This window comes from Rhizobium sp. WYCCWR 11128 (assembly GCF_013416305.1).
In the GTDB taxonomy this organism is placed as follows: Bacteria; Pseudomonadota; Alphaproteobacteria; order Rhizobiales; family Rhizobiaceae; genus Rhizobium; species Rhizobium indicum.
Genome location: NZ_JACCEZ010000007.1, coordinates 45,657 through 65,275, shown reverse-complemented (window position 1 = coordinate 65,275; position 19,619 = coordinate 45,657). Strand labels below are relative to the sequence as shown.

Annotated in this window: 21 protein-coding genes and 3 pseudogenes; 11 read left to right on the top strand and 13 right to left on the bottom strand. The window is 60.1% G+C overall.

Going from position 1 to position 19,619, the window contains the following annotated elements:
• Window positions 1-159 precede the first annotated feature (159 nt).
• Window positions 160-597 (bottom strand): hypothetical protein, encoded by a 438-nt coding sequence (locus tag HX898_RS21145; RefSeq protein ID WP_246697966.1) that lies wholly within the window; start codon window positions 595-597, stop codon window positions 160-162.
• Between the two features lie 151 nt (window positions 598-748).
• Here HX898_RS21145 and HX898_RS21140 point away from each other — a divergent pair, with 151 nt between their 5' ends.
• Both HX898_RS21140 and HX898_RS21135 read left to right on the top strand, forming a co-directional pair.
• Entirely contained in the window at window positions 749-1,732 is a 984-nt protein-coding gene (locus tag HX898_RS21140) for a phosphotransferase (RefSeq protein WP_180195640.1), read from the top strand.
• 266 nt (window positions 1,733-1,998) lie between these two features.
• Window positions 1,999-2,805 (top strand): class I SAM-dependent methyltransferase, encoded by an 807-nt coding sequence (locus HX898_RS21135; protein WP_138328710.1) that lies wholly within the window; start codon window positions 1,999-2,001, stop codon window positions 2,803-2,805.
• A 257-nt stretch (window positions 2,806-3,062) separates the two neighbouring features.
• Here HX898_RS21135 and HX898_RS21130 read toward each other — a convergent pair whose 3' ends face one another.
• The 3 genes from HX898_RS21130 to HX898_RS21120 form a co-directional block, all read right to left on the bottom strand.
• Window positions 3,063-4,172, bottom strand: a complete 1,110-nt coding sequence (locus HX898_RS21130) for a sulfite oxidase (protein ID WP_210273195.1) — start codon at window positions 4,170-4,172, stop codon at window positions 3,063-3,065.
• Between the two features lie 325 nt (window positions 4,173-4,497).
• Window positions 4,498-6,387 (bottom strand): adenylate/guanylate cyclase domain-containing protein, encoded by a 1,890-nt coding sequence (locus HX898_RS21125; RefSeq protein ID WP_138387879.1) that lies wholly within the window; start codon window positions 6,385-6,387, stop codon window positions 4,498-4,500.
• Window positions 6,388-6,627: 240 nt separating this feature from the next.
• Entirely contained in the window at window positions 6,628-7,515 is an 888-nt protein-coding gene (locus tag HX898_RS21120) for a LysR substrate-binding domain-containing protein (protein ID WP_180195638.1), read from the bottom strand.
• A gap of 116 nt (window positions 7,516-7,631) precedes the next feature.
• Here HX898_RS21120 and HX898_RS21115 point away from each other — a divergent pair, with 116 nt between their 5' ends.
• Together HX898_RS21115 and HX898_RS21110 are read left to right on the top strand one after the other, a co-directional pair.
• Window positions 7,632-8,336, top strand: a complete 705-nt coding sequence (locus tag HX898_RS21115; protein WP_180195637.1) for an SDR family oxidoreductase — start codon at window positions 7,632-7,634, stop codon at window positions 8,334-8,336.
• An 88-nt stretch (window positions 8,337-8,424) separates the two neighbouring features.
• Window positions 8,425-8,994, top strand: a complete 570-nt coding sequence (locus HX898_RS21110) for a pyridoxamine 5'-phosphate oxidase family protein (RefSeq protein WP_180195636.1) — start codon at window positions 8,425-8,427, stop codon at window positions 8,992-8,994.
• Window positions 8,995-9,091: 97 nt separating this feature from the next.
• Here HX898_RS21110 and HX898_RS21105 read toward each other — a convergent pair whose 3' ends face one another.
• Window positions 9,092-9,742: a pyridoxamine 5'-phosphate oxidase family protein gene (locus tag HX898_RS21105; protein WP_180195635.1), complete on the bottom strand. Its 651-nt coding sequence runs from the start codon at window positions 9,740-9,742 to the stop codon at window positions 9,092-9,094.
• A 490-nt stretch (window positions 9,743-10,232) separates the two neighbouring features.
• Here HX898_RS21105 and HX898_RS21100 point away from each other — a divergent pair.
• Both HX898_RS21100 and HX898_RS33275 read left to right on the top strand, forming a co-directional pair.
• Window positions 10,233-10,501: pseudogene (locus HX898_RS21100) on the top strand (BON domain-containing protein).
• A gap of 54 nt (window positions 10,502-10,555) precedes the next feature.
• Window positions 10,556-10,853, top strand: a pseudogene (locus tag HX898_RS33275) (hypothetical protein); the annotation flags it as partial.
• A 37-nt stretch (window positions 10,854-10,890) separates the two neighbouring features.
• Here the strand turns inward: HX898_RS33275 and HX898_RS21095 are convergent.
• From HX898_RS21095 to HX898_RS21070, 6 genes are all read right to left on the bottom strand, one after another.
• Window positions 10,891-11,148, bottom strand: a complete 258-nt coding sequence (locus tag HX898_RS21095; protein WP_138328718.1) for a GlsB/YeaQ/YmgE family stress response membrane protein — start codon at window positions 11,146-11,148, stop codon at window positions 10,891-10,893.
• A gap of 161 nt (window positions 11,149-11,309) precedes the next feature.
• Window positions 11,310-11,528 carry a hypothetical protein gene (locus tag HX898_RS21090; protein WP_138388037.1) on the bottom strand — a complete coding sequence of 73 codons (219 nt, stop codon included), beginning with the start codon at window positions 11,526-11,528 and terminating at the stop codon, window positions 11,310-11,312.
• Window positions 11,529-11,870: 342 nt separating this feature from the next.
• Entirely contained in the window at window positions 11,871-12,482 is a 612-nt protein-coding gene (locus HX898_RS21085; RefSeq protein WP_138328721.1) for an ATP-dependent Clp protease proteolytic subunit, read from the bottom strand.
• A gap of 46 nt (window positions 12,483-12,528) precedes the next feature.
• On the bottom strand, window positions 12,529-12,888 hold the full coding sequence (locus HX898_RS21080) for a hypothetical protein (RefSeq protein ID WP_180195634.1): 360 nt from the start codon (window positions 12,886-12,888) through the stop codon (window positions 12,529-12,531).
• Window positions 12,885-13,199: a metalloregulator ArsR/SmtB family transcription factor gene (locus HX898_RS21075; RefSeq protein WP_003557361.1), complete on the bottom strand. Its 315-nt coding sequence runs from the start codon at window positions 13,197-13,199 to the stop codon at window positions 12,885-12,887. Before HX898_RS21075 ends, HX898_RS21080 begins: the two co-directional genes overlap by 4 nt.
• Before the next feature lie 128 nt (window positions 13,200-13,327).
• Window positions 13,328-13,939: a TetR/AcrR family transcriptional regulator gene (locus tag HX898_RS21070; protein WP_180195633.1), complete on the bottom strand. Its 612-nt coding sequence runs from the start codon at window positions 13,937-13,939 to the stop codon at window positions 13,328-13,330.
• A 137-nt stretch (window positions 13,940-14,076) separates the two neighbouring features.
• On the opposite strand from HX898_RS21070, the gene HX898_RS21065 reads away from it, so the two are divergent.
• The 3 genes from HX898_RS21065 to HX898_RS21055 all read left to right on the top strand — a co-directional run bounded on the left by HX898_RS21065 (window position 14,077) and on the right by HX898_RS21055 (window position 15,743).
• Window positions 14,077-14,466 carry a RidA family protein gene (locus tag HX898_RS21065; RefSeq protein ID WP_180195632.1) on the top strand — a complete coding sequence of 130 codons (390 nt, stop codon included), beginning with the start codon at window positions 14,077-14,079 and terminating at the stop codon, window positions 14,464-14,466.
• Window positions 14,467-14,811: 345 nt separating this feature from the next.
• Window positions 14,812-15,129 carry a PepSY domain-containing protein gene (locus tag HX898_RS21060; protein ID WP_180195631.1) on the top strand — a complete coding sequence of 106 codons (318 nt, stop codon included), beginning with the start codon at window positions 14,812-14,814 and terminating at the stop codon, window positions 15,127-15,129.
• A 17-nt stretch (window positions 15,130-15,146) separates the two neighbouring features.
• On the top strand, window positions 15,147-15,743 hold the full coding sequence (locus HX898_RS21055) for a general stress protein (RefSeq protein ID WP_138328725.1): 597 nt from the start codon (window positions 15,147-15,149) through the stop codon (window positions 15,741-15,743).
• A 123-nt stretch (window positions 15,744-15,866) separates the two neighbouring features.
• Here the strand turns inward: HX898_RS21055 and HX898_RS21050 are convergent, their stop codons facing one another.
• Complete coding sequence (locus tag HX898_RS21050; protein ID WP_138328995.1) at window positions 15,867-16,628, bottom strand: ferritin-like domain-containing protein; 762 nt, start codon at window positions 16,626-16,628, stop codon at window positions 15,867-15,869.
• Window positions 16,629-17,158: 530 nt separating this feature from the next.
• A complete protein-coding gene (locus HX898_RS21045; protein WP_138387890.1) occupies window positions 17,159-17,881 on the bottom strand; it encodes an RNA polymerase sigma factor in 723 nt (240 codons plus the stop codon).
• Between the two features lie 366 nt (window positions 17,882-18,247).
• Between HX898_RS21045 and HX898_RS21040 the strand changes: the two are divergent.
• A pseudogene (locus HX898_RS21040) lies at window positions 18,248-18,353 on the top strand (TetR family transcriptional regulator); the annotation flags it as partial.
• A gap of 171 nt (window positions 18,354-18,524) precedes the next feature.
• Entirely contained in the window at window positions 18,525-19,574 is a 1,050-nt protein-coding gene (locus HX898_RS21035; RefSeq protein ID WP_138328727.1) for a PAS domain-containing sensor histidine kinase, read from the top strand.
• Window positions 19,575-19,619: the final 45 nt, after the last annotated feature.

Below are 19,619 nucleotides of genomic sequence, written 5' to 3'. Positions count from 1 at the left end.
GGCGAAAGCCCGCCCCACCCTCCGTCATCCCAGGCCTTGAGCCTGGGATCCATGCCCGCTGCTGATTGAGACGAGAGTGGATCCCCGGGTCAAGCCCGAACGGCGGAGCTGGCCCAGGCTTTGCCGATGATCGACGGGATCGATATCGCTGGCTTCACCCTAGTTCTTGATCACATTGATGTTGACCGTGACGTCCTTGATGGTCCCCTCGCCGTAGGACACCCTCACCTTATACATGTCGGGTCCAGAATAGCCGCTCTTGGAAGTATAGTATTCCGACACGCCGGGAGATTTCCTGGAATTGCATTTAATGCGGATGCCATCCTTGTAATTTGAATAAATATTCTCTTTGACGAATTCAACCGAGCCATGCGCCGGGGCTTGTACCAATTCTATATTGGCCATTGTTGCAGCCGTGCAGTCTTCATTCAAATTGTAGGACTGGCCCATCTTTGTCCGCTCTCCACTCAGAGCCCGACTGTGATCCGCAGAAATAGCGACACCGTTTTGAGTGGTGACACATCCAGACAGACCGAAAATGATGGAAAGCACAGAAATCGAAATAGAGTTTTCTTTCAAAAATCGCGAAGCCTGCATTTTGTTTTTCATCTCTTGGTTTTATCAATAGCGCCATTCACCTTATCCAAACAGCAGCCTATTGCAATCGTAGGTGCCTGCGGCCGCAACCGCCTTCATGGCCTTCTCACTGCGGAAGCAGCCTGCCAGCAAAGCCGATGGTACAGCGCCCATGCTCGATTTTAATCCGCTCTATTCGACCCCGCAGGTTGCGGCCATCGAACAGTTCATCCATCAGCATTATCCGCTCGCAGGGCCGGTTTCCTGCCGGATGCTCCAACGCGGCTTGAATGATGTGTATCTTGCCATCGGAAGCAACGGCGAGCGGTATGTGTTCCGGCTTTCCCACCGCCGCGCCCGTGGCCCGGCCGACGTCAAGACCGAAACGGCTTTCCTGACGCATCTTGCTCAATCGGGCGTTCCCGTCGCCGGCCCCATCCCGACACGCGAGGGCAGCTTGTTCGTTGAGGGACAGGCGCCGGAGGGCCCGCGTCAGGCAGTGCTCTTCCGGGCGATCGACGGCCGCAAGCCGGATGGGACGGATGCCGGCGATGCGCGGGCCAACGGCAAGACCCTTGCTTTGATGCACGACGCCGCCGAGACATTCCAGCCGGACGGAGCGCTCTATCGGCTCGACCTCGAACACTTGCTGCATCGGCCGCTTGCCCGCATATGCGATAGCGGCGTCGTGGAAGACCCCGAGGTCCGCAGCGATCTTGAAGACATCGCTGCGCGGACCGCAAAGGCGATAGAAGCCTTCGTCAATCTGAGCTGGACTTATTGCCATGGCGACTGTCACGGCTTCAATGCGCGGATCAACGATGCCGGCGAAGCGGTATTTTTCGACTTCGATGACGGCGGTCCGGGATACCTCGCTTACGACTTGTCGGTGTTCTTGTGGGCGCAAACATCCTTCGGTCGGAGGTCGACCGCCATGTGGGACGCCTTCGTCGATGGCTATCGGGCCGTCCGGCCGATCACGCCTGATGACTTCGAAGCCGCCCATCGCTTTGTGATCGTCCGCCACATCTGGCTAATGGGTGAGTATGCCAGCCGGGCCCAGGAATGGGGAAACGAGACTGTCGGCTGGATTGCCAGGCAGGCGAATTTCCTCAAGGCGTGGGAGACCGAGCGATGTGTCGACCGGCTATTCTGAGTTCAGCTCTGCTCGGCAGCCGGAGGATCGGCGGTGCGCCGGCGCAGTCGGCGATCGCTTCGACCTTCGCCCACTCCTGGTGCCGATAAAGGAACGCCCGTGAAGGTCGATATATGGGACTTGGCGGGATATCAGCACTCCCGCTGTGTCATATTTTCTTGAGAAGCGTTAACATGGTTCCGCTGGATTGCCCGGTGTGACGGCGGTACGCGCGACCCGAATGGCCGTGTTACGGTCCATTCTTGATCGGGAGAGGATGGTAAGCCATGGAAGCCGCAGAACTACGATATAATTGGGCTGATCCCGACGTCTACGAGACATTCATAGGGCGCTGGAGCGAACATCTGGCAAGCCCATTTCTCACACGTGCCAATATTGCTCCGGGCAGTCGCGTGCTCGATGTAGCATGTGGGACAGGTGTGTTGTCGAAAGCGCTGGCCGAGGCGGGAGCGCATGTGATCGGTGTTGACGCATCGGAGGGATACCTGGAAGGAGCCCGCCGTCGACGATCCCACCCCAATATCGCATATGAACACGGCGATGTCCGGCACATGCGGTTCGACACTAACTTTTTCGATGCGGCCGTTTCCACGCTGGCCCTGGACGTTATCCCGGAAATTGAACAGGTAGTTGCTGAGATGATGCGCGTTACCCGTCCAGGCGGCGTGGTCGCGTCCGCCGTTACTCAGTTCTTGGGCGGCATGCCCGCCTTCGATCTCGTCATTAACACCGGCGCCGTGCTTGAGACCGACTTCGCCAGGCTGAGATCCATGCGGGCGGGGCGCCAGCTCTTCTGGCCTAATGGTCAGGCGACGTTGTGGCGGAAGATCGGCCTCGTCGACGTGACGGAGATTCCCGTTGTCGTGGATTGCGAGTATGCGTCCTTCGCGGATTATTGGGCTACGTTCACCGACGGGCCAGGCAGCATCACAAGCATATTGATGGCACTTTCGGACGACGCCCGCGGTTCGATCGAACAGCATGTTCGTGCCGGGTATCTGGTTGGCTTGCCCGATGGACCCCGGTCATTTCCCATGATGTTCCGTGCGGTGCGTGGCTTGGTCCCAGCCTGATTCTGGAGAGCATGCAATGGGCCTGCGAGGGCCCGGTGTGGCCATTCTGAGACCATAATCCCCGCGGGTTGATCGTCAGCTATCGTTCCTCGGCAGCCAAAAGCTGCCAGGCCGCTAACGGCTCCAAATGCCGATCAGCAATGCGCCTCTTAAAGGTCATCGAGCACCCCGTCGCTGTAGCTGCAAAGCGGACATGACGCAGTGACAACGCGGGTCGCAGTTGCGCCAAAAGCCGCCATTCCGCCACATGCGGGCAATTAGATCACGAATTCCTCCTCGTACGTCTGTGGCTCGGGAACGACCGTAACCTCCACCGGAACGATCCAATTGGCCGCGTAGCTCTCGCAGTCGGAATGCTGAAGGTCGGGCTGCACGCACCCCGCCGCATCGACCGCGCGACATCGCAGCATATATCGCCCCACTTCTTCAGGGGTCCAAATGTACTCCCACAAGCGCCATGCAAAGGGACGTTCTGTTTCGAGGAGCCTTCCCTCGCGCCAGCCCCTGCCATCTCCGGTGCAGACCTGCACCTGCCGGATAGCAGCCTCTCCGCTCCAGGCGGCTCCGAAAATCCGGTACGGTTGGCCGGCAAAGAGACGCGCCCCCTGTACGGGACGCGCGATCTGCGCTTTGACCTCCATCTCCGCAAGAGGGACCAGCCTGGGTTCCCCGAGGCTGCGCTCCCAACGGAAATAGTCGCGCGCCTGCCAGTAGCCAAGGAACGGTTGCTCCACAACCGTGATATGCGTGATCCACTTGACCCAAGCCATGCCGAACCAGCCACCCACGACCGCGCGTAGCGGGTAGCCGTGATCGCGCGTCAACGGCTCCTCGTTCATCGAATAGGCAAGGATCGTGCTGTCAGCCATGGCCTTCTCAAGCGGTAAACTGCGCGCAAAAGCGATGGGGCCGGGAGAAGCCGTTTTCTTGTTCGTGTCGACGACGCCGCTGTCGGCGCCTGCGAGCAGAACCTCACATGCGGTTCGCTTTACGCCCGCCATTTCCAAAATCTCGCGCAGAAGAACACCTGTCCACGCGGCATTGCCGACGGCCCCGTTCTGCCACTGCAACCCCTCCCTCGGCGGCACATAGTAGACGCGCCCGTTCCCTGCGCACTCGACGACAGCGGTGAAAGTCGTGCTCCGCATCGCCTTGATGCTGTCGAGGTCAAGTTCGATCGGCCGCTCCACCGCACCGTCAACGCGCAATCTCCAGTCTCGCGCATCGAGTTCCGGCGACGGGAAATGGTTTCGCACGAAGAACTGCTCGGTTGGGATCAGCCAATCGGAGAGCGACGCAAACGGAAACTCGATGTTCGGTGGGGATTTCTGTCGAACTATTAGACTGGGTTGCTGTGGTGTCGGCATCGTCCTCGTCTCCCCTTTCAACAGCACAACGTCGGCTATCGGTCGCGCGAATTCCGGTACGATCACACCGCCCCTCGCAGTGTGTCGGTCGCATTCCGACTTCGGGCCGCATTCTAGCACATACCGCACGTTCCTCGGATCGACCTCGAACGGCAGCAAAGGGGCCGACGGCGGTCTTGACCGCTTTGCGCCCATTTCCCGACATACGTCTCCCCGACCGGAACGAGCGACGAGCGCCGCATCTGGGCTTTTGCGGTCAGTGAAACGAAGGTCGCGTCTCGGACCCTTCGAAGCGTTTGTCATCTGTGGCTGCTCGTCAACGCGATTAGGGCGAAGCACACTCCGGCAGGCGCAACGGCTTCTTTAGCTTCGTGAGCTCTTCCGCTTTGGCGCAATCAGGAAAGCCGACGAGCCGCATAGTTTCGATCAACCGCTGGCGCTCCGCTTCATTGAATCCGGGAATATTGGCAAATCCCTCAACGGTCAAATTGGGAAACCGCCTGAGTGCGTCCGTTACTGAGACCTTCGCCTCTTCAGTTCGGCCAAGAGCCGCAAGCGCGCCAGAACGCATCACCCAGTGTTTCCTTCCATAGTTTTCCGCCGTCAAGCGGTCCAGCATCCGCAGGGCATCCTCATACCGGCCAGCCATGAAGTAGGCATGAGTGAAAATCCTGGCACTCCACATCGGGAAACCGGGGTTGAGACTGACCGCCTTGTCGACCAGTTCCGCGGTGCGCTCAGGCTCGCCGAAGGTCGAGGCCCAATCGATATAGAAAGTCAGAACTTCGAACTGACCGGGAGCGAGGCGCAGCGCGGTATCGAACTCTACCTTGGCGCGTCCAAATTCGCCTCTGTCGCCTAAAACTATGGCATAAACAGCATGCGCCTCGGCATCGCTCGGGTCGAGCTGGACGGCGCGCTCGGCAGCCTCGGCAGAGAGAACCCGGTTCTTGTCGGGTTCAACCCCAAAACCGGTCAAGACACCATGGGAATGGCTAAGTTCGACCCAGGCGCGGGCAAGACCGGGGTCCAGTTCGACCGCGCGGGTGAGCAGCCTGACGGCCTCCTCGACATCCGCCTGATTGACTTGCTCGAGTTTTTCGGTGCCGAGCAGATAAAGTTCGTAGGCGTTGAGATTCCCGGGCGGCTTTCGGTGGGCAGTGATGCGGCCCGCCTCCTGGACCAAACCCGCGCCGCCGCCGAGGCGGTTCGAAATCTGCTCGGATATTTCGATCTGGATTGCGAACAAGTCCTCGTCCGGCCGGTCCCAGCGCTGCGACCAAAGATGTTTGCCCGTCTTGGCGTCGCTGAGTTGCGTCGTAATTCTTACGCGGTCAGACTGACGCTGGATGGAACCCTCGACCACAAATCCCGCGCCAAGCGCCTTACCCACTTCACTCGGCGCGGCTGGTTTGTCCCGGTATTGTTCAGTCGAGTTACGGGCGATCACGTGGAATTCAGGGAACCCCGCCAGATCGGTGATGATGTCCTCAGTGAGGCCATTGGCGAGGCGTCCGGTCGCCTCGTCGCCGCCATAGTTGTCGAACGGCAGCACCGCTACCGACGGCTTGCCGCTTACTGTCGCGGTCGGCCAGAATTGCCAGACCGTCCCGGCCAAGACCAGAATAAGGACTGGCACGGCTGCTGCTGCCCAAACCCAGCGCGGAGGCGATGACCGCGCTGGTTGGCGTGGGGCTTGTCCCTCGAGGATGACGCGGAAGGCCTGTACCGGTTCGGCGATATTCTTCACCTTCTGCTCGCCCATCGGCTCGAAACCGAAAGCCAGCTTCTTCTCAACCTCCCTTGCGACCTTTCCCGAAACACAGATGCCGCCAGGATCTGCCAACTGCTGAAGCCTGGCCGCGACGTTGACGCCCTCGCCATACCGGTCCTCGCCCTCAACGATCACCTCGCCGAGATTGATCCCGATCCTGACCCTGATCCGCTGGTCCTCGGGAACGGCGGCGTTCCGTTCCGCCAGCCCGCGCTGCAGCGAGACGGCGCATTCCACCGCGTCCACCACGCTGCCAAATTCGGCGAGCATCCCGTCGCCCATCAGCTTGAAAATCTGGCCGTGATGGCGAGCAATATCCGGCTCAAACAGTTCCTTGCGTCCCGCACGTAGGCGCTCGAATGTACCAGCCTCGTCGCGCTCCATCAGCGCGGAATAGCCCACGACATCAGCAGCGAGGATGGCGGAAAGCTTGCGGTCCATTGGTTCGGCCTCACCCCGCCCTATTATAGGACTGGTCGCACTTAAATGAAACGACCGACCTCAACAGCGCTTCAGGGGAACCCGCGTTTCATCCAACACTTCCACTGAATGCCGCAGGCAGTCCCTCGGTGTGGAATGTGAGCCCGATTGTTCGTGTGCCTACCGCAGCAAAGTGAGGACCGGCGTCGAACGCAGCCCCACTGTCCGGTGGGGGCGGCGAAGCGGCGCATGACCTAACCATCAGTTCTGCACCTGCGAGCGCAGCCAGTCCTGAAGCTTGTCCACCGCTTCGGACTTCCGGTATCGCGGCTTCACCAGATAGAAGTGCGAGCGCGCTTTGAGGGCGCCGTCGAAGACTTGCCTCAACCTGCCCGCCTCGATGTCGGTCGAGACGAAAGCGCGGGTCGCCACAGCGATGCCCTGTCCGGCGATTGCAGCTTCGATCGCGTGCGATGTCTGTGAGAAGCTGATGCCTCGAAACAGTGTGGGATCACCGCCGCCGAGGAAGCGATCGATATATTCGGGCCAGGAATTATGGGCATCGTGAAGGAGCGTGTAGTTCGAGAGTTCTTCCGCATTCTCCGGCTCGGCTCCCTCGGCGACAAGGCTCGGATTACAGATGGCAATGATCTCCTGCTCGAACAGCAGTTCGGCGGCGAGGCCGGGACCGAAGGGAGGGCTGCCATATCGGACGGCGAGATCGACGCCGTCGACCTGGAAGCTGGAAATGCGGTCCGTCGCCAGGATGTGGAGATCGAGATCGGGATGCCTCGAGGTGAAATCAGGAAGACGCGGGATCAGCCATCTCGAGGCGAAGGTCGGTGTCGTGCTGACCACCAGTTTGACCGGCTGAGGCTTCAGGTTCGCCGTCGCGTTTGCGAGCAGTTCGAAGGCGCGCCTGACGTCGGCGACGTAGCTTCGCCCCTCGCCGGTCAGCGCCAACGACTTCGGCAGGCGCTCGAACAATGTCACCCCGAGTTCCGCCTCAAGCCCTCGCACGTGCTGGGCGACAGCCCCTTGGGTGACGCCGAGCTCTTCGGCCGCGAGCCGGAAGTTCAGATGACGCGCCGCCACGTCGAAGGCCTTGAGGCCGTTGAGGGAGGGAAGATTGCCGATCAGCGTGGACATTCGATAGTTTTTCTACTGGGATATTTCACGAAAACTGGTTCGCTCCCGCTTGGAGCCCATGGTACTCGAGAGATCAACGCCCGGCAATGGGTGCAAATCGAGTAGGGAGAGCGACGATGACAGTAGAAAAGGTAGCGATCATCACGGCTGGCGGCAGCGGCATGGGTGCGCAGGCCGCGAAGCGGCTGGCGGCCGATGGCTTCAAGGTCGCTATCCTGTCCTCGTCAGGCAAGGGCGAGGCGCTTGCCGCCGAACTGGGCGGCATCGGCGTCACCGGCTCGAACCAGTCGAACGACGACCTCAAGCGCCTGGTCGACGCCACGATGGAGAAATGGGGCCGTGTCGACGTCCTCGTCAACAGCGCCGGCCACGGCCCCCGCGCGCCGATCACCGAGATCACCGACGAACAGTGGCACGCGGGCATGGACATCTATTTCATGAACGTGGTCCGTCCCGTGCGGCTCGTCACGCCGATCATGCAGGCGCAGAAGTCGGGCGCAATCGTCAACATCTCGACCGCCTGGGTGTCCGAACCGTCGGCGATGTTCCCGACCTCGGCCGTCTTCCGCGCCGGGCTCGCCGCCTACACCAAGATTTACGCCGATACCTATGCGGGCGACGGCATCCGCATCAACAACGTGCTGCCGGGCTGGATCGACAGCCTGCCGGCGACGGAGGAGCGCCGCGACAGCGTGCCGATGAAGCGCTACGGCACCAGCGCCGAAGTGGCCGCAACGATTTCCTTCCTCGTTTCCGAAGGGGCGGGCTATATCACCGGCCAGAGCCTCAGGATCGACGGCGGTCTTACCCGGTCCGTCTGATAGGATCGCTCTCAACGCCAAGGAGAACAGCGATGTACTTCAACTGGAGCGTCAAGGCCGGCGAGATAAGGAACGCGGAGGCGACGGAGTGACCCTCGCCGAGGTCGATGCATCGGCCTGGGCCGAGCTGGAAGGCGCTGCCGCCGATCCGCAGTCGGCCTTCCGCTACCTGAACCTGTGTTCGGTCGACGCCGGCGGCCGGCCGCAAGCCCGCATGGTCGTGCTGAGGCGCGCGGATGTGGCGCGACGCATCCTGGAAATCCATACGGATGTCAGAAGCCCGAAATGGCAGGAAATATCGGCCAATCCTCGGGTCACCCTCCTCGGCTTTGGCCCGCAGCCGAAAGTGCAGCTTCGCCTGCAGGGATCGGCCGAACTCAATGGACCGGCAAGCGAGTGCGCGGCCGAGGCCTGGAGCCTGCTGCCGCGATCGACGCGCAGCACCTATATGGGCGGGCCGCCGGGCGACGACATCGGCGAGCGGCCGGCAAGCGAGGGTAGGATCGCAGACGCCGATGGAGGGGCCTTCTTCGGGGTGCTGATATTCCGGGCCGAGACGCTGGACTGGTTCCAGCTGCGCCACGCCGACAACCGGCGCGCAGTCTTTGCTTACGACCATCTGGGCGCGCTGACCTCTTCCCGCTGGGTCAATCCCTGAACGCCAGACGACATCGAAACCGCCGATCGGTTTGTATCGTCCGCCCACCGCGCCACCCTGCACAGGAGGACGCTGAACAGGCCTTTGTCGTCAGTCCCTAATAAAGTGTCTTTCGGTAGGCTTGCTCCAGGTCTTCGTCCATCTTTCGCATTTCATCCCCGTCCCTCGGCGCCCCTGTCGTCTCATCCAGAATGATCTTTATCAGCGAGGGCATCTCGGTGCGGTCCTGGAAATGGTCCGGGCTCCACAGGTGGGACCGTCTGAAGGCCTTGGCGCAATGCATGAAGACTTCGCTTACTGTCACGATGATCGCGAGTTTCGGGAGACGATCAGCGACGCTCATGCTCGTCAACAATTGAGGATCATGGGTCAGACTTGCCCGCCCGTTGACGCGCAATGTGTCGTCGAAACCGGGGATAAGAAACAATAGCCCGACATTCGGGTTGGCGATGATGTTGCTTAGGGTATCAAGACGATTGTTGCCAGGTCGATCCGGGATCGCCAGGGTGCGCTCGTCAAGAACCTTGACGAAGCCCGGAGGGTCGCCGCGAGGACTGACGTCGGCCTTTCCCTCCGAACTCTGCGTGCCGATGCAGAAGAATGGCGAGCGCCGAATGAATTCCTGCGCGTGCGCGCCAAGCGAATTCTGACACTTCACGATTGCCAGAGCGTGGGTCGGCTCGAACAGCGCCCGAAGCGACTGCTCATCCGCGATGGCAAAATCTGGATTGAGTTGTAAGGCCGTCATGATCCCCTCCCGAAATCCCTCTTATCGCATGGCCGAACGGTCGGTCCGGAACCCTGACCTCGCTCGTCTCCGTCCGCAAGCCATGGATATGATGTACGTACCTCAGAAGATATACATGAGTTGCTACCCGGGATCAATGAAGGTTTCCGTCGATGCCGCCATCACCGAGATAGCCAAAGCCACCAAGCGAGTGTTTCCACTTTATCGGATAAATCCTGGTCACCACCTCTAACCGCACGCGAAGCATTCCGTTGCGGACCTCGGACCTCGACAGTGGTCGATAACCTGGCGCGTCATCAGGGAGGTTCTGACTGGAGTTCAGCAAACATTGCTAAAACCTCCCTGATGTCCTTTCAACAAGGATCAGGGAGAAATCTTGGTGCCGAGGGAAAGGTGGACTTAAGTCCAGGTGGTGATGTCAGGACACGCTGCTCATATCTAAATGCGAGGTAACGTGTACGTCCGTGGAGGGGCGGGACAGGAGGAGAATATGAAGTTCGGCCCCGATAACTACAATCACGAAGAGCGCTGCTCGCAAGGCCATCGGCATCCACCATCGCCACAATCGAAGCGGCCCTTTCCGCCGATCCGGATATCGACAGCAGTGCCATCGAGATCAGGATGCTCGGCCCTGTCGTCCTGCTCGAAGGCTTTATAACCAAGGCCGCAGACCGCGACAAAGCCATCTCGCTTGCTGCGATGATCGTTGGCTGGGAGAACGTCCAGGACCGGATGCTGAGCCGTTTTCCCACGCAGTAGGCAGGCCAAATCCTGTTCTACATTTTATAGTTAGAGCATGATGTCGCCCGATTGGCCGAACTCAATGGCCCGGCAAGCGAACGCGCGGCCGAGGCCTGGAGCCTGCTGCCGCGATCGACGCGCAGGACCTATATGGGCGGGCCGCCGGGCGACGAAATCGGCGAGCTGCCGGCGAGCGAGGGTAGGATCGCAGACAACCGATGGACGGGCCTTCTTCGGGGTATTGATATTCCGAGCCGAAACGCTGGACTGGTTCCAGCTGCGCCACGCCGACAATCGACGCGCGGTCTTCGCCTACGACAAACTGGGCGCGCCGAGCGGACGACCACGCGTGACTAACCCGAAAACGTGATGAAGGCGGCCGGTTTGCTAGGCCGCCTCCTGTTTGATCAGGCCGTACGTCTGACCATTCTCGCAACAGCGATGAGGATACAGGCTCCGATGAAGCCCGCGATCAGATAACCCAGCCATCCGCCAAGGGCGACGCCGAAGAGCGACAGGACAAAGTTGGCGACGATGGCGCCGACAATACCGAGAAGGACGTTCATCAGCACGCCCATGTTGCTCTTCATCAGCAATTCAGCGAGCCAGCCGGCAATGCCGCCGATGACGATTGCGGCGATCCAGCCGATACCTGCATTTTCCATAACAATTCCCCTTGTGAATTATGAGCGGCCGCGCGGGCAATCACGTCTCGCAGATCCGGCTAAACCGATTGCCAAGCGACAAGACTATAATCTTCGCCGCGCCAGTTGGTTCCATAACCCCCGCCCCAAGAGGTCGCGGCCCCTCCCCGATCGGCTTCAGGTCATCTGTCGGCCGCCGGCCAGTCGTTCGCAGGCTCCTCTATGACGGCAGTGTCGTCGTCCGCGGGGTCGGGATCGCGCTCAAGGGCTGCGCGCAGATCGCCGATCTCCTTGATGATCGCATCGAAGACATCCTGCTGCCGGGCCCCGGCGACAACGCAGTCGTCGACGAGATGCTCCAGCTTCGCGCGAAGCCCGACCTTCCAATTATTTTTGCTCATAACCTTCTCCTCCTCGTTCTGACAGTTCCCACCGCCGTTGATAGGCGGCTTCTACGTTCAGGAGAAGTGCTGGTTGGCGGTTCGATCATCGCGAGATCCTGTTGTGCGGGATGAGGTCGCGGCGAACGGGTAAAGGTGCTCGCCTGGCGTTTCGTTGCCCGCACCGAGAAATCGGAAAAACCGGTGCGTTCACCATCTCCGTCACGTCCGATTGGCACGCCGCGACCTCGGCGGATTAACCGATAGCCGCCGCAACGGTTCCGCCCGGCTTGGACTCTTTTGCCGGCATCGCAAAACCGTCTATTCTGCGACGTTGCAAAAGTCAGGAAAACAAGTGTCGCTTCAATCGGGAATTTCGTCTTCCCGAACCTTCAGAATACGGTCGATAAGACCCCATTCCAATGCTTCTTCCGCCGTCATGAAGCGGTCGCGATCCATTCCGCGCTCAAAGTCTTCATAGGAGCGTCCGCAATGCTCCGCGTAGAGCCGCGTCATGCGCTGCTTGGTCTTCAGAATTTCTTCGGCATGAATCATCATGTCGGAAGCCTGCCCTTGGAAGCCACCGGATGGCTGGTGAATGAGGATACTGGCATTGGGCAAAGCAGCTCTTCCGCCGGCCTCGCCGGCCATCAGCAGGAACGATCCCATAGAACGGGCTGTCCCCATGCAAAGCGTATGAACCGGCGCGCGGATAAAGCGCATGGTGTCGTACATGGCGAGGCCGCTGGTCACGACGCCGCCCGGAGAATTGATGTAAAGATTGATCGGCTTCTTTGGATTCTCGGCCTCAAGAAACAGCAACTGCGCGCAGACCAGAGCGGAAACGGTATCGTTGACCTCGCCGTTGAGAAAGATGATGCGTTCGCGCAGAAGGCGGGAGTAAATGTCAAAAGACCGCTCCCCTCTGCTGGATTGTTCTATGACCATAGGGACGAGTTGCATCGCTTCGCGCATCGGCGAACTCCAATCTTGCAGAAATCAAAGGGGAGAGCTTGCCGCGTCAGGCGGCGAGCATGAGGGGCGGACTGTTGCCGTTCGCGGGCGTTTTCGCCATCCGGTCAAGCCTCGCGTCGGTTAGCTCGTGGATGATGCGCAGGCGGGTGCCGCCGGTCGCGTTCGGGACGATCGTGAACGTCACCGTGCTTTCAAGGAAAGGTGGAGCGTCGTCGCGCAGGCTATAACGGACTTCCTCGCCAGGTGTGATCGTGGCCGGGGTGGGATCGGCTAAAGCGTCTTTCGGCAACCAGTTTTCCCGAAATTCCGGAATGCTGATTGCACGCCAGACCTTTTGCGGCGGTTCATCCAGATCGAATTCCATTTCGATGCCGTTTTTCTGCTCCTTGGCCTTTCCATCGTTCATTGGTCCATATCCTTCAGCAAGACCTTGAGAGCTTCGATGCGGGCAGGCCAGTAGGCGCGATATTTCGCCAACCATTGTGCGATGAGAGCCAGCCCGTCCGGATCGACTTCGTAATTCACGAAACGCCCCTGCCGTTCTTCCCTCACGAGCTTTGCGCTCCGCAAAACCGAGAGATGTTGCGACATTGCCGGCTGGCTAATCTCCATGCCCTCACGCAGGGCACTGGCGTTCATGCCGCCCGCCGCCAGCTTCTCAAAGATCGCGCGGCGGGTCGGGTCAGCCAAGGCTCGGAAAATGTCATTCTCGATCATGCCCACACATAAGCACACACTTATGCGATTCGCAAGTCTATTTCGCGATGGCTTTTCCGTTGTAGAAGGAGCCACTTTCGCCGTTACTGCGGGTGAACGTCCCTTCGCTCGACTTGGCCCTTGGTCGATCACAAACGCTCCACAAGCAGACCTGCCGCCAAGGCATGAAAAGCCTCGACCGCTTTCGGCAGCACGCTCTGCGGATCTTCGCTGGCGGCGATCCAGAGAGCCGCATTGAGAGCCGCGCCGCTCAGCAACCGGGCCGCCGCCTCCGGGTCAAGCGGCTTGAGGATGCCTTGGGCGATCAGGCGCTCCACCGTGCTCTTGGTCACCTGCAGACAATTGTTCTGGCTCGGCCACTGCGAGGGATCGCCCAGCACCGCAGGTCCGTCGAGCAGGACGATGCGCTGCACTTCCGGATTGAGCGCCATCTCGATATAGGCCGCCCCCTCGGCGAGCAGTCCCTGCCAATCATTGCCTGCGCGCGCGCCAATCTCTTGAGCGCGCACCGCCATTTCCGTGTCGATCTGATCGACAACCGCCGCCAGCAGTCCGCGCTTGTCTTGGAAGTTGTGGTAAAGCGCGCCCCGCGTCAGACCGACGTCGGCCGTCAGCTCGTCCATCGATGCTGCGGAATACCCCTTTTCCGCAAAAGCCTTTCGCGCCGCGGCGATCAGCTTGACGCGGTTTTCCTGCATGGTTTCGCTGCGTTTCTTCGCCATTCCATCTCTCAATTTCATATACGAGGCGTATATGGACTTGACATGCGCTCCGCATGCCTCATATTTCACATACGAACCGTATATCAAATTGGGTGCGATATGTGAAGCTTTCCCTCGCGCTCATCGGTCGTTGTCAACAATGAAGAGAGATCAGAATGACCCAACGCGAAGCAATCTTTCCCGCCGACAGGCACGCTCTTTACGAAGAGCATGGCTATTCCGCCGCTATCCGGTCCGGCGATCTGTTGTTTGTATCCGGACAGGTCGGCAGCCGTCCGGACGGAACACCCGAACCCGATTTTGAACAGCAGGTCCGGCTCGCCTTTGAAAACCTGAAGGCCACGCTGAGCGCCGCCGGCTGCACTTGGGATGATATTGTCGATCTCACCAGCTTCCACACCGACCCTGAAAACCAGTTCGCAACGATCATGGCCGTCAAGCAGGAGATTTTCAGCAAGCCACCCTACCCGAACTGGACTGCGCTCGGCGTTAACTGGCTCGCCGGCTTCGACTTCGAGATCAAGGTCATCGCCCGTATTCCGTGAAGTCACTGACATTGCCGGGGCCGCATCCGTCACTGCACGAAGTGCCGGCAGGAGAGCGGCCCCGCGCTGCCACCCCCTGGGACATTTGACAGCAGCACAACCTTAGGAGTTAAAGGGCTAGCCCTCACTCCGAGAGGCTTCCTTGAAGCCCGCGCGTGGATCACCGGTTACTGCTCTGTTATTGTCTGCTTACATTGCCCCGGCGCCGCAGAAAATAACCCCGCAGCGCGCCGCATTGCCATATATTTAGAAAAATCAACCGCATAATCTTGGGGAACAAAGATCTCCTCTGCGTGTTTTGACCGCATGGATCGTCATCTGATCCGCAAAATGGAGAAAACACCTATGAAGAAGATCGTCTTTGCGGCGACAATTCTCTGCGCGTCTGCCTTTGCAGCCTTTGCCCAGACAACACCGGCTCCATCTCCGGATGGAAACACACCTGCGGTTGCAACCCCGGACACCAAAAATCCGACCGCGCCCGTTGAGGGCGCCAACAGCTTTACCGAAGCTCAGGCGAAGGATCGCATTGCGGAAGCGGGCTACACCGACGTCAAGGATCTCAAGCTCGATGACAAGGGGATCTGGATGGCCGCCGGCATGAAGGACGGCAAAGCCGTCTCCATCGCCCTCGATTATCAAGGCAACATCGTCGCCAAGTAACCCCTAGGAGAAGCATGATGAGAACTGTAACCGGACTTTTCGACGACTACTCGGACGCTCGCTCCGCCGTCAGCAAATTGGAAGCGGCAGGCGTTCCCTCCAACGACATCAGTATCGTCTCCAACAAGGCTGGCCGCATCGATCGCGACAATGACGTTGGCGAGGATGCAGCAACGGGGGCCGGCATCGGCGCTGCCGTCGGTGGCGCTGGCGGCCTGCTCACCGGACTGGGCCTGATGGCCATTCCCGGTGTCGGGCCTGTGGTTGCCGCAGGCTGGCTTGCCGCGACTGCGGCCGGGGCTGTCGCCGGCGCCGTCGCCGGCGGTGCCGCTGGCGGCCTGATCGGTGCCCTCACCGACTCCGGCGTCCCGGAAGATGATGCTCACCTCTATGCCGAAGGTGTCCGCCGCGGCGGCAGCCTGGTCACGGCCAAGGTCGACGACGCACGCGCCTCCGAGGCGCAGGCTATTCTCCAGGGCTCAAACTGGGTCGACCCGGTCGAACGCCGGCGTGCCTATAACGAGCAGGGCTGGACCCGCTTCGACGACACGCTCGATCCATACGCCCCTGAGCAGATCGCGCAGGAGCGCGACCGGTATCGCCGGACGATCTAAACCGGCCTTGATTTCAACCCTCCTTGCACGTCGCAAGGAGGGTTGAAGCGTTGATCTCACACAGAGCAGCGGATACCAATCCGCTCAGTTTCCGGTGGCCAATCGTCACTCGTCGCAACTGGCTCAGGTGGTCTTGAGCGTGCCGTTCATCCCTTCCGGATAAAAGCCGCCCTTGCTCACTCCGTCCTTGTCAGTGAGGTAGACGATCCGGAGCACCTCCTGCGGCGTTCTGGTGAACGCGATCGCATCGGGCGTCGAGGGAACGATGTTGGCTTTTCCGTCCTCCTGGATCCCCTGGTCCTTATCGTCTGATCCGTCGATTTTGTCTCGGGCATTGGAGACCGCGTTGGCGGCCTTCCAGGCTTCCTCTCCCTTTCGGTACAGCGTAGATCGCGCCATTCCCATGTGATAGGCCTCGACCGCCAGGATGCCTGCGGCTGCGGCGAGGAAGTCCTTGTTTTTCAGAACTGTCGCCGCACCGGCATAGGCGGTGACGCCGACATCCTCGAACAACATCCCGCCGAGAACGAAGTTCGTCTCGTTGCTGAACGGGTCGAAGTCCGGCCCGAGGCCCGCTGCTTCCGCGACGGCTTTGAAGCCCGCATCGAAATCGATGGCCGGCCTGTCAACCGCGTTGGTTCCAAGCGTCTTGCGGTAGAAGCGGACGTGCGCGAGTTCGTTTTCCGCGACTTCCTGCATGAATTCGCCGATGGCCGGCGTCTCGAACGAGACTTGCTTTCCACCAACGACGTCGCCGGGTTTCGAACCGGCATCGGCTGCGTCGATGCCCATTCCGGTGGTGCCGCGGAGGTAGTATTCAGCCTCCATATATTCGAGGTTGAGCGCAAAGCGGAAAATGTCCTCGTCCGATATGTCCTGTGCCAATACCGGCGAAGGCCGCGTAATTCCGCTGAGTGCCACTCCGGCACCGAGTACGATAAGTCCCTGAAGCGACTGACGCCGGGATAGGTGAAGTGCGCCCTGCATGGCGGTCTCCTATGTTTGTTGATTCAACACCGCTGTCAGCACCGCGGCACCGAATGCATTTGCCTGACGATTAGATGGTCCGGGCCGCCAAAATATTCCCGTGTCCCGCTACAAAGGCCCTGCGAAAGGAGCCGGCGTAATCTCGGCGTGGACGGCGTCTAGAGCCTTTCCGGGTTAGATTGAAGCATTCTGTTAGCTCAAACGGAGTCGGATGGTCGACCGGCCGGCGCGTGTCGTAGCCCGGCTCTACGGCCAAGCCGGCCGGTCGATCAGCCGGCCCGTTTCAGCCAACCCGAAGGGCCGGGCATCTTTCCGCCAGGGCAAAGGCGATCGGCTCGGACGTACCAAGAGGTATGCCCATCGCCAATCGCCTTTGCCCTGACGAAAACCTGCTCCGGCAGAATGTTTCAATCTAACCCGGAAAGGCTCTAGGCGCGCTCAGTCGCCGCGTTCAACAGATGAGTAGCCTTTCGAACCAGGCGAATTGCGAGCCGATCGAGGACTGATTGCGCGAGGCGGTCACAACGAGCGCCAGCGAAGAGAAACGTATCCGTGAACACGGTGGCGAGCTTGTCCCGCAGCGTTTCGCGGAGCAGCCGGCGTGCGCGATAAAGACGGGTGCTCACTGTCTGAGGTCGCAATGCCAAAAGAAAAGCCGTTTCCTCAATGCTCATTTCCTCGACGTCCCGCAAGACAAAGACGATGCGAAAGGGCTCTGGCAAGTCACTGACGGCTCGCTCCAGCAGGCCGCGGATTTCAGCGAGAGCGGCCGCCTCTTCGGGATCAGGCTTGTGTGCGCTGAACGGAGCGACCATGCCTTCGATGGCTTTCGCGTCTACGGTGGGTCGTCTTTTCCGGCGGCGTCCCAGCGCCTCGTTCAGCGCGATCCGGGTGAGCCAGGTCGACAGCCGCGCCTCCGCGCGGAATTCGGCCAGATGGGTGAAGGCGTGGATGTAGGTTTCCTGAAGTACGTCCTCCGCCTCGGTGTCGTCATTCAGGACGGCGCGGGCGACCCGGTGAAGCCGCTGATTGTGACGCTTGATGATTAGCCAGAATGCGGCGGGGTCAAGCTGTCGCGCGTGTTCAACCAACCCCGCGTCGTCAAGGTCCTCGATCCTCACTGCCTCGGTGGATCCGCTCGACTTCATCATGGGCGCTCCAGATGCATCAGCTTACTATGAGATAGGCGTTTTCCGGCTTTTCGGTCTGCGGCCAGGTGGAGACTTGGGACTCTACCGGACCAGAGGTCTGCTGACCAAGTAAATCGGACTTGTTGCGAAGCAGTTCTATCTTCCGGTTTTGCCGCAACTGAGACCTTCCAGCGTGGTCGCCGGCGATGCCTGCTTTCTACGGCCGACATGAGGGCGCAAAGTAGCCTTATCCTTCGATAACCAAAAAGGTCCGCTCTTAGGGCTGAAGGCGGACCGACAGTTTTCGCCTCCGGGGCGCAGGCCATTCTCCAGGGAAACCCCTTCAGAGGTTACCGGGGGAGCGAACGTGCATGGCGAGCTTCACGCAGCCAACACCAACCGACAATCGCACGCTCCCATCTGCTGTTGGTGGGACGGCGCTTTCCGGAAAGGCCTCGACTTCCTGCTCGATGGCCTCGCTCCCAAGCAATGAATATTCCTCATCATCGCTCATCGCGTCACCATGGCGGCCGCGATATTTAGTATGAAGAGATTACCTCTCGGCGTGTTACAGTCTCTTTGTCGGACTGAGCCTTCTGGCCGGTTGGCATTGTCGCCGAGTGATGACTTGCTTCGTGAGTCTCCGGCCCTTGAGGGCCTCTCCATGCAAAAGACAGCGCCAGCGCATTTTGAAGCGGCGAGCACTCTTGCCGTGGTGGTATCGTCCAATGAACCGCTGCTTTTCCTATCCGACGACCTGAAGGTTATCGCGGCGAGCGCATCCTTCTGCCGGGCCTTCGACATCGACCCCCGGACAGTTTGCGGCCAACGCCTCAGCGAAATTGGAAACGGCGAATGGGCAATGCCCAAGCTTGCGTCACTGCTGACGGCCACCGCCTCAGGAAGTGCCACTATCGAGGCTTACGAAATCGACTTTCAACGGCCAAACCAGAAAACACGGCACCTGGTCGTCAATGCACGGACGCTCGATGACGGCGACATCGATCATATTCGCCTGCTTCTTGCCATCACCGACGTGACCGATATGCGCGCCGAGGCTCGGCTGAAAGATGATCTCGTTCGCGATAATGCGATCCTGCTGCAGGAGGTCCAGCACAGGGTGGCAAACAGCCTCCAGATCATTGCCAGCGTTCTCATGCAGAGCGCCCGCAGGGTCCAGTCGGAGGAAGCGCGCGGGCACCTCCACAATGCCCATCACCGGGTCATGTCGATTGCGGCCCTGCAGCGGCAACTCTCGACGTCTAACGGCGGCAAGGTTGAACTCCATACCTATTTCACTCAGCTTTGCCAAAGCCTCGGTGCGTCGATGATCGCTGACCCAGACAGGCTTTCGATTCAAGTGACGGTCGACGACAGCGCCGTGGACGCGGACGTTTCCGTTCGCTTGGGGCTAATTGTGACCGAGCTTGTCATCAACGCCCTCAAGCATGCTTTTCCCGATGAACGACCGGGCACAATCATCATCGACTATCGATCATCCAGCGACGACTGGACCCTCTCAGTGACCGACAACGGCATCGGCATGCCTGCGGGCAGCGAAGCACCAAAGGCGGGCCTCGGGACCGGCATTGTGGAGGCGCTGGTAAAGACCCTGAATGGCGAAATTCAGCTGAGCGATACGGGTCCCGGCACCGCCGTCACCATCAGCCACCGGGAAAGCGCCGGTTCCCGCGACATTTCTACGGCCGCGTAGGAACCGAATGGCTTCCTACGCGCTATCCCATCGGAGCCTGCGAGA

Bases quoted from the DNA above. Each gene is read 5' to 3' on its own strand.
- HX898_RS21075 (WP_003557361.1), bottom strand. From the start codon at position 13,199: ATGATCGAGAATGACATTTTCCGAGCCTTGGCTGACCCGACCCGCCGC.
- HX898_RS21105 (WP_180195635.1), bottom strand. From the start codon at position 9,742: ATGACGGCCTTACAACTCAATCCAGATTTTGCCATCGCGGATGAGCAG.
- HX898_RS21070 (WP_180195633.1), bottom strand. From the start codon at position 13,939: ATGAAATTGAGAGATGGAATGGCGAAGAAACGCAGCGAAACCATGCAG.
- HX898_RS21115 (WP_180195637.1), top strand. From the start codon at position 7,632: ATGACAGTAGAAAAGGTAGCGATCATCACGGCTGGCGGCAGCGGCATG.
- HX898_RS21145 (WP_246697966.1), bottom strand. From the start codon at position 597: ATGCAGGCTTCGCGATTTTTGAAAGAAAACTCTATTTCGATTTCTGTG.
- HX898_RS21135 (WP_138328710.1), top strand. From the start codon at position 1,999: ATGGAAGCCGCAGAACTACGATATAATTGGGCTGATCCCGACGTCTAC.
- HX898_RS21125 (WP_138387879.1), bottom strand. From the start codon at position 6,387: ATGGACCGCAAGCTTTCCGCCATCCTCGCTGCTGATGTCGTGGGCTAT.
- HX898_RS21120 (WP_180195638.1), bottom strand. From the start codon at position 7,515: ATGTCCACGCTGATCGGCAATCTTCCCTCCCTCAACGGCCTCAAGGCC.
- HX898_RS21090 (WP_138388037.1), bottom strand. From the start codon at position 11,528: ATGAGCAAAAATAATTGGAAGGTCGGGCTTCGCGCGAAGCTGGAGCAT.
- HX898_RS21065 (WP_180195632.1), top strand. From the start codon at position 14,077: ATGACCCAACGCGAAGCAATCTTTCCCGCCGACAGGCACGCTCTTTAC.
- HX898_RS21080 (WP_180195634.1), bottom strand. From the start codon at position 12,888: ATGAACGATGGAAAGGCCAAGGAGCAGAAAAACGGCATCGAAATGGAA.
- HX898_RS21035 (WP_138328727.1), top strand. From the start codon at position 18,525: ATGCAAAAGACAGCGCCAGCGCATTTTGAAGCGGCGAGCACTCTTGCC.
- HX898_RS21045 (WP_138387890.1), bottom strand. From the start codon at position 17,881: ATGATGAAGTCGAGCGGATCCACCGAGGCAGTGAGGATCGAGGACCTT.
- HX898_RS21055 (WP_138328725.1), top strand. From the start codon at position 15,147: ATGAGAACTGTAACCGGACTTTTCGACGACTACTCGGACGCTCGCTCC.
- HX898_RS21060 (WP_180195631.1), top strand. From the start codon at position 14,812: ATGAAGAAGATCGTCTTTGCGGCGACAATTCTCTGCGCGTCTGCCTTT.
- HX898_RS21095 (WP_138328718.1), bottom strand. From the start codon at position 11,148: ATGGAAAATGCAGGTATCGGCTGGATCGCCGCAATCGTCATCGGCGGC.
- HX898_RS21085 (WP_138328721.1), bottom strand. From the start codon at position 12,482: ATGCGCGAAGCGATGCAACTCGTCCCTATGGTCATAGAACAATCCAGC.
- HX898_RS21140 (WP_180195640.1), top strand. From the start codon at position 749: ATGCTCGATTTTAATCCGCTCTATTCGACCCCGCAGGTTGCGGCCATC.
- HX898_RS21130 (WP_210273195.1), bottom strand. From the start codon at position 4,172: ATGCCGACACCACAGCAACCCAGTCTAATAGTTCGACAGAAATCCCCA.